Origin of the sequence: Bernardetia sp. Wsw4-3y2, from assembly GCF_037126295.1 — a bacterium.
Lineage (GTDB): Bacteria > Bacteroidota > Bacteroidia > Cytophagales > Bernardetiaceae > Bernardetia.
This window is the reverse complement of record NZ_CP147017.1, coordinates 1,999,483-2,013,165: the sequence shown is the minus strand read 5'-3', so window position 1 is coordinate 2,013,165 and position 13,683 is coordinate 1,999,483. Positions and strand designations below refer to the sequence as shown.

The following is a 13,683-nucleotide window of genomic DNA, read 5'->3' as shown; positions in this document are numbered from 1 at the left end:
TTTTGTATTTTTTCGTATTCTAAAATGGATGTTATTGGGTTGGTAAGGATTGTTGAAGATTAGAATAGGGAGTATTTTTTTGATTTTGCATATCTGTACTATCAGGTTTTTCAAATCCTTGAGTTCTTTCTTTATAAATAAAACTTCCAGTTGGTTGCCAGACTTTATATTTACTAAATGTCTCATTCGAAGTCATTCCAATTCCATAAAGGGTCTCAGTTGGTGTTTTGACAGCAATTTCTTTTTCTGTATAAATTTCTCTTTTAAACTCGTTCCAATGGAGTTCAGGAGTATTTACTTTCTGTTCTTGTTCATAATTAACTACTTCTACATTTCCATAGGCATGGTATAATTTACTAATTCTCTCATAGCGACCTGAGTCTGCTGTTAGTGTAGTAGTAATTTTGCCTTTGGTATCATACATACTCACTCTAAAATTGCTTGGGTAATAAAGGTCTTCATTTTGATAAATATATTCTAAAGGAGCTTCAATTTTTATTTTGAGTAATCCTTCTTCACTATAAATACGTCGAATGTTCTCAAAAGTAGCAATAATAGTGTTTTTTGCTTTTTCTTCTTCGCTCATTTCATCTTCTCCACAACTTTGGAAGATAAAAGCAAATGTTACCAAGCTCAAAATTGCAAAAAAAGGGTAGTGATATAATTTATATTTCATTACTAATAAATATCTATTCAATTCTATTAAAATCCTAATCCACAAAATTACTACTTTCTACAAACAGTACGCACTTTAATCATCTTAATTTTTGGCAAAATTGATTATTGTTATGTAAATGTTCTATAAAAAATCTGTTTTTTCAAGTCTTCACTAACTTCCAAAATTTTTCCAGTAAAAAATAACTTTCCTCCATATCCTCCTTCAAATTCATTTCCGACATGTAAGGAATCCTTTATTTGTTCAGGAACAAGAAATTGCATAATTACTTCATACTCTTGATATTCATACATAATATCTTCAGTGCATGTAGTCAAAACACTCAACCAACTTGTATGTTCTTTGAACTTTATGTGTAGCCAACCTTCACTTTCTTTCCGTTTATGTTTTGCTCTCCTAATTTGCTCTTAAAAACAATTGCTGAAAAAACTGTTTTTGCTAGAATATCCATAAAAATATATCTTTTAGATAAAAACAGAAAAACATCATAAACTAAAAAAATAATCTATGATGTTTTTATATGTATTAGATACAAGAACTATCTCCATTTATTATTGTCTTTACAAACTTCTTCTAATGTTCTTTTATGTACAGTCAAAAGTTCATCTGGATGTTTGATATCTAAAAAGTCTATTCGTATATCATCTTCGTTTTTTTCTAAAAATGCAAATCCTTTTCTACATACTTTTCTAAGCACTTTCTGTACATTTTTAGCACTTGGAAGAGTCAGAAGAGCTGAATAATAGAGTTCGTCTACACGAATATAAAAACGGATTTGAGTTCCATATTCTCCATTTCCCATAATACTAGGCTGCATATAACTGATTTCGCCACCCTCATCATCTATTTTCATAAAATGAGCTAGTTTTTCTTCATGCGAACGCAGCGTTTTTAGCTCCGTTTTGATAGATTCTAATTGATTGAGTTTTGCCATGATAATTATTAATTTTTAATCAGATGAGTAATAGTTTTAAAAAGTGGTCATAAGTTGTTGTATAAATCTGATTGTTTTCCTGATATATTTTATACAAAAAATACATTATCAATAATAAATATTAGTTTACCTACAAGTAAAGTGCTAATAAATTATTTTTACAAAAATAAAATTATATTTATATTAGTCCAAAATGAGGTAAATTTAATTCATATCAAAAAAAATAGTTCTTTAAAAATATGATAGCACTTATTCAGCGAGTTACACAAGCATCTGTTAAGGTAGAAGGTAAAGTAATTGGAGAAATAAAGAATGGACTACTTGTATTTTTAGGTGTTTCAGCCACTGACACTTCAAAAACAATTGACTGGCTTAGTAAAAAAATAGTTGGACTACGCATTTTTTCAGACCAAGACGATAAAATGAATTTTTCTGTAAAGGATATAGAAGCAGATATTTTATTAGTTAGTCAATTTACTTTATATGCCAATGTAAAAAAAGGAAATCGTCCTTCTTTTTCTGATTCTGCTCCTCCCTCTTTAGCCATTCCTCTTTATGAACAGATGGTAAAAGCATTAGAAGAAAAATTAGAAAAACCTATACAAACAGGACAATTTGGAGCAGATATGAAAATAGAACTACTCAATGATGGGCCTGTAACTATTTGTATAGATACACATCAATATGGTTTGTAATCCTCAATCTTAACAAACGTAGATATAATATATATTAGTTTTGTTTAACAAAGGTAGTTAAAATATTGTGCATTACTGATTTGTAGTAGTTTTTTATTGACCTTGACTCAACAAAAAAAAATCTTTTTTCCCAAAATGAAAATATAGTTTTTCATTTTGAAAAAAGATAGAAGTTTTGTTGTTGTTATATTCTTTTTAAAAAAGTCTGTAAAGACCTTGTTAAGCCCTTTATAAGCCTTATTTATGGCATTTTTATATAAAAAGGCAACTTTCGGCATAAGACATGATTATAATATAGTTACTTATCAAAACTATATTACCAAAATTTTAAATTACTTTTTTATCATGCGTTTGCGTACCAAACTTTTTTCTGGACTAATATTGTTGTTTGTAGTGATTTCACTATTGGCAACTGTTGGTGGGTATGCTGTATATAAATTAGATAAAAATTCGAAAGGAATTTTAGTAGATAATTTTACTTCAATAGATTATAGTATTGAGATGCTTAATTCTCTTGATGATATTAGAAAAGCTCAGCAATTTATGTTAGAGAACCCTGACTATTCATCACAAGTAACGACTAATTATAAAAAGGCAAAATCAAAGTTTGAGGAGAATTTTGAATTACAAGCTGCCAATATTACAGAACCAAATGAAGCAGAATTAGTAGCACAACTATATGATAAATATAAAATCTACATCTCTAATTTTGAAACAGTAAAAGCTAAAAACGATTTACCTACACTTTCTTATATACCTAAAATTGAAGATGATTATCAGGATGCTAAAAGCCAAATTTTAGTTATTTATGCTATTAATAAAAAATCATTTTTGAATCGTAGTGCCTATGCTAAAGAACTTGCAAATAATAACTCAATATTTATTATTACATTAGGAGTTCTTAGTGTTGGACTTACTTTTATCTTTATTTTGTATTTCCCAATTTATATAACAAAACCTCTTGTTCGATTAAAACAAAAGTTACAAGCTGTTGCTAACTATGATTATTCTCAACAACTACAAATCAAGTCAACAGATGAGTTGGGTTTGATTGCTTCTACCTTTAATACAATGGTAAATCGTCTTAAAGAACACGAAGAGTCTGCAGTAGCCAAATTAATGTATAGAAATCAACATACACAAGCTGTCATGAACCAGTTGCAAGAAGGTGTGTTAGTATTAGATGAAAACCTAAAAGTAGTTGCTATTAATGAATTATTGGCAAATCTAATGCAAGTAGGACAACCAAAAAATTGGATGGGAAAATACGCCCCTGATATGGCTTTGAAAAGTAATTTGATGAGAAAGTTGATTGCACCTACTCTAAAGCCTCGTTTTATTGATAATGATGAACTAAAACCTTCTGGAACTAACTTAATCAATGAACAAGAAAGAGAAGAAAATTCACGTATTTTGCGTATAGAAGACCATGGAAATGAATACATTTATCAAGTTACTCAACAAAATTTTTATACAAATACACAGAACACTAAACAATTTGCTGGTTACATCATTACTGTAAAAGAAGTTGTAGAAAAACAACCTCAAATCAGTCAGATGCAAACAAATTCGTTTCTCAATCAACTAGAATTTAATTTACTAGAATTGAAAAATAATGAAGAGAATCAAAAATCTCTTCAACGCATAAATAACCTTATAGATACTACTCAAAAATTTAATAGCACTTTGAATGGAAGGCTCAATATTACTCATTGATGATGAAGAACAATTATTAAAACTCTTCACAAGGACATTAAAATTAGAAGGATATGATATTACACAGGCAAAAAACATTGCAGAAGCATTCAAAGCATTAGAAAAAGATGACTTTGATCTTATTCTTACTGATGTAAAGCTACCTGATGGCGATGGTGTAGAGGCAACCAAAACCTACAAAGAAAAATATCCTAATACAGAAATAATAGTTATTACGGCTTACGGAACTATAAAAGATGGTGTAAAAGCCATTCAAAATGGGGCGTTCAATTATCTCACAAAAGGTGATGATAATGATCGCCTTTTGCCGTTGGTTGCTAATGGAATAGAAAAAGCAAGACTACAACAACGTCTAAATAGAATTACAGATAAAGCTCAAAATAATTATGGTTTTAGTTCTGTAATAGGAGAATCAGAAAGTCTTCAAAAAGCAATTACATTAGCCAAAAGAGTTGCTTCAACACCCACAACTGTACTTTTAACTGGAGAAACAGGAACAGGAAAAGAGGTTTTTGCTCAAGCTATTCACTATGAAAGCGATAGAGCAAAAGAAGCATTTGTTGCATTAAATTGTAGTGCTTTTGCACCTCATTTATTAGAATCTGAACTTTTTGGATACAAATCTGGAGCTTTTACAGGAGCAAATAAAGACAAGCGTGGACTACTAGAAGAAGGACACAGAGGAACAGTTTTTTTAGATGAGATTGGAGAAATGCCATTAGAGCTTCAAGCAAAAATATTGCGTTTTTTGGAAACAGGGGAGTTTATAAAGGTAGGAGATACAAAGGTTACCAAAATTCAGACACGTATTCTTGCTGCCACCAACCGAGATTTATTAAAAGAAGCAGAAGAGAACAAGTTTCGTTTAGATTTATACTATCGTTTGGCTGTTTTTCAAATCCATTTACCACCTCTTGTAGAACGTGGAAGAGATATTGAATTATTAGCTCGTTTTTTCGTAAAACATTTATCTTCCAAAATGGGAAAGAAAAGTCCTATGATTGAACAAGATTTTATTGAAAAATTACAAACATATAGTTGGAAAGGAAATGTAAGAGAACTCAAAAATGTAATTGAAAGAGCTGTTATTATGTCTGATGACATTCTTAGCCCTGATGTATTATTATTTGGGCAAACAGGTGCAACTAACGGAGCTATTATTACACCACTTACAAGTCTGGCAGAAGTAGAAAAACATCACATGAAACGTGTTTTGGCTCATACAGAAAATAATAAGTCTGAAACAGCTAAAATATTAGGTATTGGACTAACAACACTTTACAGAAAAATGCAAGAATATGAGTTAGAAAAATAAACTAATTGTATTGTAAACCAAAGTCATAAAAAAATGGACAGACACCTAACCTATGTGCCTGTCCGTAATGAAGGTGGGACTCGAACCCACAATCCTCTGATCTTGAGTCGGATGCCTTAACCAATTTGGCTACTTCATCGGTTGTAATGGGTATTAATCATTACTCATTTTTGTAGTTTTCTAGATTATCTACTTACGTCAAATGACCTTTGCTCTGCCACTGAGCTACGCCCCCAATTTTGATTTGATTGTTGTGGAGGCGAGAAGATTCGAACTTCTGCGCTGGGTCATAGATACCAATAATCAGAATGCTATAAAAATGCTTTGAAGCTTACACTATGAGCAAAAAACTTAAACTAAAGAAGCAAATAAGCTATTTCTGAACACTCAGAAGTTGCCAGTTTATGAAACTGACTAGCTTACCAACTTTTTGAAACTAAAGCTAAATCTTAGGCTATACTCATTTCTTTTTTTGAGAGATTAAAAAAATAATCAATCAAATATATCTTTATTGATACCTCAAAAGGTACGTTATAATTTTTAATTTACAAAAAAAATGGACAGACACCTAACCTATGTGCCTGTCCGTAACAAACACAGGAATCGAACCTGCGCCCCTCGGACTGGAAATTCCGATGCTCTACCGACTGAGCTAATTCGTCAATCTGTGATAATTATTAGCTATCACTCATAATCATAATTTACTGAAATTACCTACTTACGTCCAATGACTCTTGCTCTGCCACTGAGCTACGTTCGCATTCTTGTTGTGTTTTTTTGTGCGAACGAGGAGATTCGAACTCCTGCACTAAGCCATAAAATATCAGTAATTTAGAAACTATAAAAATGCTTTAAAACTTACACTATGAACAAGACGCTTAAACTAAAGAGCAAACCAATTAAGTCGTACCAACAAATGTGTGGCTAGAGCTGTCTACTTTTTGATACTAAAGCTAAATCTTAGGCTGTGTTCATTTCTTATTTGCTTGAAAGTAAATACAAGCAGGTTTTTGAAAATTAGTAAAAACTATCAAAAACAATTTCTTTTATAAAGAATCCAACGAGTTCTGCACAAGAAAAGTTCAGTTATAAAAACAAAACTTTTTCTATGTTTAATAATTTCCATCTCGCTTTCTTATTCTACTAACATATTCTTTTAAAACTTTTAAAGTTCTATGGATAGAAACACCAACAGCATTTGCTGAAGAATAGTTTTGTTCTTGAGCTATTTGAGAGTAAGATTTATTTTCCATAAACCCTTCTACAATTAGTGCATAGTTTTTGGTTGATAAAGTTCTAAGTCCTTCATCAAGTTGTTTTATTTCTAGCTCTGTTAGCCAATAATCCTCTGTATCTTCTGTCCTTTTCAAAACTTCTTGATAATTAGTATCTAAAGAAGAATGTAGAGAATTATATTTCAACTGTTCTCTTCCTTGTTGTAATGCCATATTTTTTCCTATAGCAAAAATTAGTGTTTCGGCAGAAGCTGTCATCTGTTTGTATGTAATTTGTTTGGCCTCTATTTTATCATAAAGACAAATACAAGCATCATCAAAAATAGCTTGAACTTGATGTTCACTCAGCAATTTTAGTTGGTCTCGTTTTTTACAAAAAAAATAAAAACGTTTTGAAAAACTGGAAAAAAAACTCAGAACAGGTTGAGGGTTCTGGTTTTCTATATAGTAAAATATTTGTTGATTTGTTAAGTGGCTCATCAGTAGGGGAGATGGGAAAATAAGGGAGTTTTGGGTAACCGATAGTAGAATTTGGCAAGGAAAAACCTGTTTTTATATGAATATAACGAATTTGAAGATTGAACGATACAATCAAATAAAATTTAAGAAGGCATAAAATTTAATTTTTTAAAGGAAATATCTTTAGTTAGTCTGTTTTTGTAGTAAAATTATTTGATAAGTACAATTTTACAGAACTTATTTTTTCAAAATAAATCATTTATTTCAATAAAATAGTATTTATTAAGGTTTTTTTTGAATAAAAAATAAAATTTGGTTTAACTTCATTTTTAGTAGTATCGTGTAATTTTCATTTATTTTTAATAAGAAAAACAAAAAAACAGATAGCCCTTTTTTCATAGAACTATCTGTTTTTTAGAAGGTTATGTTATTTTGAATAATTTACCAAAGTCGTTGAATTAAATCTTCTACTGTAATATTTTCAGCTTCTGCCTTAAAATTTCTGACAATTCTATGTCTCAAAACAGCAATAGCAATGGCTTGGACATCTTCAATATCAGGCGAATATTTTCCATTCAAAAGAGCATGACATTTTGCCCCCAATACCAAATATTGAGAAGCACGAGGACCAGCTCCCCACTCTAAATAATTATCCGTATCTGAAGTAGAACGTTCTGTTCTTGGGCGAGTTTTGTGAACCAAATTTACAGCATATTCAATCACATTTTGAGCAACAGGCGCACGACGAATAAGTTGCTGAAATTCAATAATTTGTTCTGCTGAAATTATTTTATTTAATGTCGCTTTTTCATTTGTTGTGGTACTCGTAACTACTTTTACTTCTTCTTCAAAAGACGGATAACCCAAATAAACACTACACATAAAACGGTCTAATTGTGCTTCTGGAAGTGGATAAGTTCCTTCTTGTTCAATAGGATTTTGAGTTGCCAATACAAAAAACGGTCGTGGTAAATTGTGTTTTACACCTGCAATTGTAACCGAATACTCTTGCATAGATTCTAAAAGTGCTGCCTGTGTTTTGGGAGGAGTACGATTGATTTCATCTGCCAAAACAATATTTGAAAAAATAGCACCTTTTACAAACTTCAAGTTTCGGTCTTTATCTAGTGTTTCTGCACCCACTATATCAGAAGGCATAAGGTCAGGCGTAAACTGAATTCGATTAAAATCTAAATCCAATACCTGCGATAGAGTGCTAATTAGCAAAGTTTTGGCAAGCCCTGGAACACCAATTAAAAGACAATGCCCTTGTGAAAAAATACTTGTCAATAGTAATTCTACGGTTTGTTCTTGTCCGACAATTACTTTTGCTATTTCTTTTTTGAGTTCTTGATAATGTTTGGCTAATGCGTCGGCTGCTTCTTTGTCGGAATTATATAAGGAAGAATTACTCATAATTGAATAGAGATAGTGGTTAGTTTTAATGATGAATATAGTAAATAGCGAAACCCTAAGGGTTTTCAAAACCCTTAGGGTTTAAACCTCTTAAAACTCTAACTTACGAACTTAACATTAAAAATACGTTTCTGCAATCGTAATGTTTACTAAAATCATTCTATTTTATGTAAAAATTTGATTTTCAGCTTTTTACAAAATCTTAAATTGATTTAATTCTTTTTCTTGTAACAATATAGATTTTATAAATTATCTACTAATTCAAAATAATTTTCAATCTTAACCAACAATCATGTAATTTGCATAGAAGAACAAAAAACGAATTTTTACATGAAAAAAATAAAAATAAATGGGTTTTTAAATACCCTCCTTTTTGGAGTTTTTTTTCTATGTATTTTTGTTTTTTCAACAGAACTAATTGCTCAGCCTTTTACAAAAAATATAGACAAAGAACGTGTACTGATTTTGGATTCTTTGAAAGAAGAATATGAATTAAATAGCTACTTTGATGTTTTTAAGGATAAAAAAAATAGTTATACTTTTAAAGGGCTAAATCCATATTCTTTTACTCCCTATGGGCTACATGATATTTCGGAGGATGTAGCTACATATTGGCTGCGTTTGACTATTCAAAATCCACATTTTTCTACTCAAAAACTGCTTGTGCCAACTGGTTTTATAGATTCCGTCATGCTTTTTATAGAGGAAAGAGATGGTGTTTATTCTACTCAACTTGGTGGTTCATTAATTCCTCGCTCTGAAAGAGGTGTAAAAAGAGGTGGTATTTCGGTTTCTATGCTAGAAATTCCTGCTCAAAGCACGAAGATATTTTTCTTTCGTCTGCATAGTAGTACAAAACTTTCTAGTCAAGATGCTCGCTATTCCCTCAGAAGATGGTTTACAGCCTATACTCCCGATGGTTATGAAGCCGAATTTCTGACAGCCCGTAGTTTTCATAACTTTTTTTATGGGGCTATTTGGGTAATGCTCATTTATAATTTACTCGTTTTTATTGCACTTAGGGATAGGCAGTATATTTTTTATGTTCTATATAATTTTCTGATTTTTACCTATATTTTTAGTAATATTGGACAGTTGGGAGAACTTTTTTTAATGGAATTTCCCCGCCTTGATGTTGGAATACGACTTTTTAGTGGGATTTTGTCTGTTTTTGCGCTCCTCATGTTTGGAAAAGATCATCTCAAAACAATTATTTTTGCACCTCGCTGGCATAAATTTATTCAAGTTTTGGTCTATGTTACTTTAGGAATTACACTTCTTTATTTCTTGCGTTTTTGGCATTTGGGAAGAGTTTTGACAACAATTATTTTACCTCTTTCTTTGATTTCACTTCTTTTTGCAGGTCTGAAAAGCTATTATGAAGGTCACAAAAATGTGAAATATTTTCTTTGGGGAAACTCATTTTTTGTAATTGCTATTACAATTTATTCGTTAGAGTTACTACTTTTTATTGATGCTTCTAGGTATTTGGAAACAATAGTTTTGGCTAGTATTACACTTCAAATGGCTCTTTTTTCATACGGATTGGCAGCTACTTTTAATCAAACTAGAAAACAACTTATTCATAACAAACTTCAACAAGAAAGAGAAAAACAAGCTCTCATTGAGGCGAAAAATAAGGAGTTAGAAGACAAAGTCATTCAAAGAACCAATGATTTGACAGAAAAAACAATGCTTTTAGAAGAGAAACAAACAGAAATCTTGACACAAAGCGAACAGTTACAGTTACAATCTAATGAAATTTCGCATCAAAATAAGCAAATGACGGATTCGATTCGCTATGCTGAAAAAATTCAACAAGCTATTTTGCCTTCTCAAGAAACACTCTATCAAACCTTTGAGAAGCATTTTGTCATTTTTCGTCCTAAAGATATTGTAAGTGGCGATTTTTATTGGACTGCAACTATTCAAACGGCTGCACCTTCCATTATTCCTCGTCGTTCTCCAATTGAATTACAACGTGGAGAGATTACCAAAAAAATTATTGCTGCTGTTGATTGTACAGGACATGGAGTGCCTGGGGCATTTATGTCTGTAATTGGAATTATTTTGCTCAATGAAATTGTACACCTAAAAAATACCCATAATTCAGATGAAATATTAGAATCTTTACACAAGCGTATTCAGAAAGCATTACGACAAAATGAAAAAGCAAATGCTGACGGAATGGATGTAGCTCTCTGTATTGTAGAAGAAACAACAGAAACACAAAGAACAGTTTACTTTACAGGTGCGAAACGACCTTTATATTATGCTGAAAATGAGGTGAATGATAATAATACCAACAAGGCTAAATTACAAACACTACAAGGAACACGAAAATCTATTGGAGGAGTCACTAGAAAGGAAAAGGCTTTTGTTTGTGAACGGATACAACTGCAAAAAGGAGCAAAACTCTATCTGACAAGTGATGGGTTGATAGACCAACCTAATGCAAAAGGAAAGAAAATAGGGTCAAGAAAATTTGAAGAAACATTACAAGAAATAGTTAATTTGCCAATGGAAGAGCAGTATGTCGAACTCATGGAAATGCTAGATTTACATCAACAAGATACTCCACAACGAGATGATATTACTGTTATTGGAATTGAAATATAATAAAAGTTGTAAGTGATAACTGTAAATGAAAATACATAAAAAATTTTTCACACTCAAGAAAGCGAAACCCACGAATTTATTCGTGGGATTAGATAAGATATATTATTACTTCCCAAATTCCTTTTCTTGAGCCAAAATTTTCAAAAGATACGAACCATAACCACTTTTTACCAATGGTTTTGCAAGTTCTTCTAACTTTTCAGCAGAAATAAAACCTTCTTTATAAGCAATTTCTTCAATACAACCGACTTTTAAATCTTGCCTTGCTTCAATTACTTCTACAAACTGTCCTGCTTGCATTAAAGAGTGAAAAGTTCCTGTATCTAACCAAGCTGTTCCTCTGTCCATTATCTCCACAGAGAGTTTGCCCTTTTCTAAGTAATATTTGTTAATATCTGTAATTTCGTATTCTCCTCGTGCAGAAGGCTCTAACGTTTTGGCAATTTCTATCACATCATTGTCATAAAAATAAAGACCTGGTACAGCAAAATTTGATTTTGGTTTTAAAGGTTTTTCTTCAATAGAAATAGCTTTTTTCTCTTTGTCAAATTCTACGACTCCGTATCTTTCAGGATCAGCTACATGATAGGCAAAAACAATTCCTCCAGTTGGATTTTGACTTTTCTTTAGTGTTTCTTGTAAACCTGTACCATAAAAAATATTATCTCCCAAAATAAGAGCGACACTATCATCTCCAATAAATTTCTCTCCAATTACAAATGCTTGTGCAAGTCCGTTTGGAACTTCTTGAATAGCATATTCGAAGTTGCACCCAAACTGCGAACCATCTCCCAAAAGATTGACAAAATTTGGGTTGTCATGGGGTGTTGTGATTATCAAAATATCCTTAATTCCTGCTTGCATCAAAACCGAAAGAGGATAATAAATCATTGGTTTGTCATAGACAGGCAAAAGTTGTTTACTCATTACGAGTGTCAGAGGGTGCAAACGTGTTCCAGAACCTCCAGCTAAAATAATTCCTTTCATATTATATCAGTTACCAGTAAATAGTTACCAGTGATCAGTTAATTTCAAAATTTCTTAAATAATGAAGAATAACTATGATTTAGTAATCTGTTATTAAATTAAAAAAACTATTAAATACAATTACTTAGTTTTCAATAAATTTTACCAAAATGAAATTTGTATTTAACTGGTAACGGTTTACTGATAACTGTTCACTGATTTATGTTATTCTATAATTGTAAAGGCTCTATCCCAACGCATGCGACTAAAAACACCACCTTTGTTGAAATCAGGATCAATAGACATAAATACCATGGTTGCCTTTCCTACAATATGGTCTTCAGGAACAAATCCCCAAAAACGAGAATCAGCAGACGAATGACGATTGTCTCCCATCATAAAATAATAATTTTGTTTAAAGACATATTCAGAAAGTTCATTTCCATCAATCTTAAGTTTTCCATTAGAAATCTCTACATTCTCATTTCCTTCATAATCTTGAATATATTTTCCGTATAAAGCTAGATTTTGAGGAGTTACAGTCATTTTCCAACCTTCATTTGGAACTTTTAAAGAACCAAAATTATCTAGTTTCCAATCAAAATCAGAAGCACTTGCACCTGTTTTTGTAATGTCCCAGTTTAAATAATTTCTGTTGGTAGGAAATAAATTATCCTGAGCATCTACACTTACAATCATATCCAAAAATAACTTAGGATATTTTTTTAATTTCTCAACTTCTTCTTGACTTAAATCCATAATATAAGGATATACATTTTGTCCCTTATATTTTTCTACTCCCTCAAAAGTAGAACTTGTATTTTCAAGAAGTGAACTCATAGATCCCTCCAAATCATTATATTGATTATAATTGTAAGGAGTTGGCTGTACAGCTCCTGTTTGATTATCTATCGGAATTCCAAGGTCATAAAATGTTTCTGCCTTTAAAAGTTCGGAAGCAATTACTAAATATTTATGTTGTGATTGAGCTGGAAATTCTGTTGCATTTCCATTTACATAGATTACTCGGTCTTTTATTTCAATTTCATCACCTGCAATGGCTATACAACGTTTGATATAATTGGTACGTAGGTCACTAGGATGCTGCTCTTCGGCTGGATAATTAAAAACAATAACATCATTGCGCTCAATATCAGAAAAACCTGGTAAACGAAATTGAGGTAATTGAATCCAGTCTAAGTATGATTTTGTAGAATCTGTACCCCAAATTTTTTGATGGGTAAGTGGAACTTGAAGAGGTGTTTTGGTACTTCTTGCGCCATAATGAATCTTACTAACAAACAAAAAATCACCTACTAAAAGAGAATTTTCCATTGAAGAAGTTGGAATTTGAAAAGGCTCAAATAGAAGCCAACGAATCAAACTAGCTGCAATAACAGCAAAAAGAATTGAATCAAACCATTCTCTAGCAACACTTTTTTTCTTTTTGGGTGTCTTGTCTTTAGACTCTTCTTCTGTTTGATTTTTTTTGAAAAATGCCATAATTTATTTTATTAATATGTATAATAGAATGCTTTTTTGATAGACTATAAAGTCTGCTTTACTTTTTTCGAAAACGAAATTTTTGATGTATTAGATACAGAATTGGTAGTTAAGAAAGAGTAATTATTACATTCTAGTTTGTAATTTAA

The 13,683-nt window shown here is 31.2% G+C and carries 11 protein-coding genes and 2 tRNA genes; 4 read left to right on the top strand and 9 right to left on the bottom strand.

Features of this window, described 5'->3' with window-relative positions; translation table 11 throughout:
- Positions 1-31 precede the first annotated feature (31 nt).
- The 3 genes from lptC to V9L05_RS07980 all read right to left on the bottom strand — a co-directional run bounded on the left by lptC (position 32) and on the right by V9L05_RS07980 (position 1,610).
- Positions 32-676, bottom strand: coding sequence for an LPS export ABC transporter periplasmic protein LptC (gene lptC, locus V9L05_RS07990; protein ID WP_338815053.1), 645 nt, complete (start codon positions 674-676; stop codon positions 32-34).
- A 110-nt stretch (positions 677-786) separates the two neighbouring features.
- On the bottom strand, positions 787-993 hold the full coding sequence (locus tag V9L05_RS07985) for a hypothetical protein (RefSeq protein ID WP_338815052.1): 207 nt from the start codon (positions 991-993) through the stop codon (positions 787-789).
- Positions 994-1,214: 221 nt separating this feature from the next.
- The gene (locus V9L05_RS07980; RefSeq protein WP_338815051.1) at positions 1,215-1,610 is read right to left on the bottom strand and encodes a hypothetical protein; all 396 of its coding nucleotides are present in this window, start codon (positions 1,608-1,610) and stop codon (positions 1,215-1,217) included.
- A gap of 239 nt (positions 1,611-1,849) precedes the next feature.
- Here V9L05_RS07980 and dtd point away from each other — a divergent pair, with 239 nt between their 5' ends.
- The 3 genes from dtd (at position 1,850) to V9L05_RS07965 (ending at position 5,336) form a co-directional block, all read left to right on the top strand.
- Positions 1,850-2,305 (top strand): D-aminoacyl-tRNA deacylase, encoded by a 456-nt coding sequence (gene dtd / locus V9L05_RS07975; RefSeq protein WP_338815050.1) that lies wholly within the window; start codon positions 1,850-1,852, stop codon positions 2,303-2,305.
- A 243-nt stretch (positions 2,306-2,548) separates the two neighbouring features.
- Positions 2,549-4,021 carry a HAMP domain-containing protein gene (locus tag V9L05_RS07970; RefSeq protein ID WP_338793772.1) on the top strand — a complete coding sequence of 491 codons (1,473 nt, stop codon included), beginning with the start codon at positions 2,549-2,551 and terminating at the stop codon, positions 4,019-4,021.
- Positions 3,996-5,336, top strand: a complete 1,341-nt coding sequence (locus V9L05_RS07965; protein ID WP_338815048.1) for a sigma-54 dependent transcriptional regulator — start codon at positions 3,996-3,998, stop codon at positions 5,334-5,336. Before V9L05_RS07970 ends, V9L05_RS07965 begins: the two co-directional genes overlap by 26 nt.
- Before the next feature lie 65 nt (positions 5,337-5,401).
- Here V9L05_RS07965 and V9L05_RS07960 read toward each other — a convergent pair.
- The 4 genes from V9L05_RS07960 to V9L05_RS07945 form a co-directional block, all read right to left on the bottom strand.
- Positions 5,402-5,475: transfer RNA gene (locus V9L05_RS07960), tRNA-Leu, on the bottom strand.
- Between the two features lie 449 nt (positions 5,476-5,924).
- Positions 5,925-5,998: transfer RNA gene (locus V9L05_RS07955), tRNA-Gly, on the bottom strand.
- 450 nt (positions 5,999-6,448) lie between these two features.
- Complete coding sequence (locus V9L05_RS07950) at positions 6,449-6,922, bottom strand: hypothetical protein (RefSeq protein WP_338793774.1); 474 nt, start codon at positions 6,920-6,922, stop codon at positions 6,449-6,451.
- 549 nt (positions 6,923-7,471) lie between these two features.
- On the bottom strand, positions 7,472-8,446 hold the full coding sequence (locus V9L05_RS07945) for an AAA family ATPase (RefSeq protein ID WP_338793775.1): 975 nt from the start codon (positions 8,444-8,446) through the stop codon (positions 7,472-7,474).
- 330 nt (positions 8,447-8,776) lie between these two features.
- Between V9L05_RS07945 and V9L05_RS07940 the strand changes: the two genes are divergently transcribed.
- A complete protein-coding gene (locus V9L05_RS07940) occupies positions 8,777-11,065 on the top strand; it encodes a 7TM diverse intracellular signaling domain-containing protein (protein WP_338815047.1) in 2,289 nt (762 codons plus the stop codon).
- 105 nt (positions 11,066-11,170) lie between these two features.
- On the opposite strand, the gene rfbA is transcribed toward V9L05_RS07940, so the two are convergent.
- Entirely contained in the window at positions 11,171-12,052 is an 882-nt protein-coding gene (gene rfbA / locus V9L05_RS07935) for a glucose-1-phosphate thymidylyltransferase RfbA (protein ID WP_338815046.1), read from the bottom strand.
- 204 nt (positions 12,053-12,256) lie between these two features.
- Entirely contained in the window at positions 12,257-13,534 is a 1,278-nt protein-coding gene (gene lepB / locus V9L05_RS07930) for a signal peptidase I (RefSeq protein ID WP_338815045.1), read from the bottom strand.
- Between the last annotated feature and the right edge of the window lie 149 nt (positions 13,535-13,683).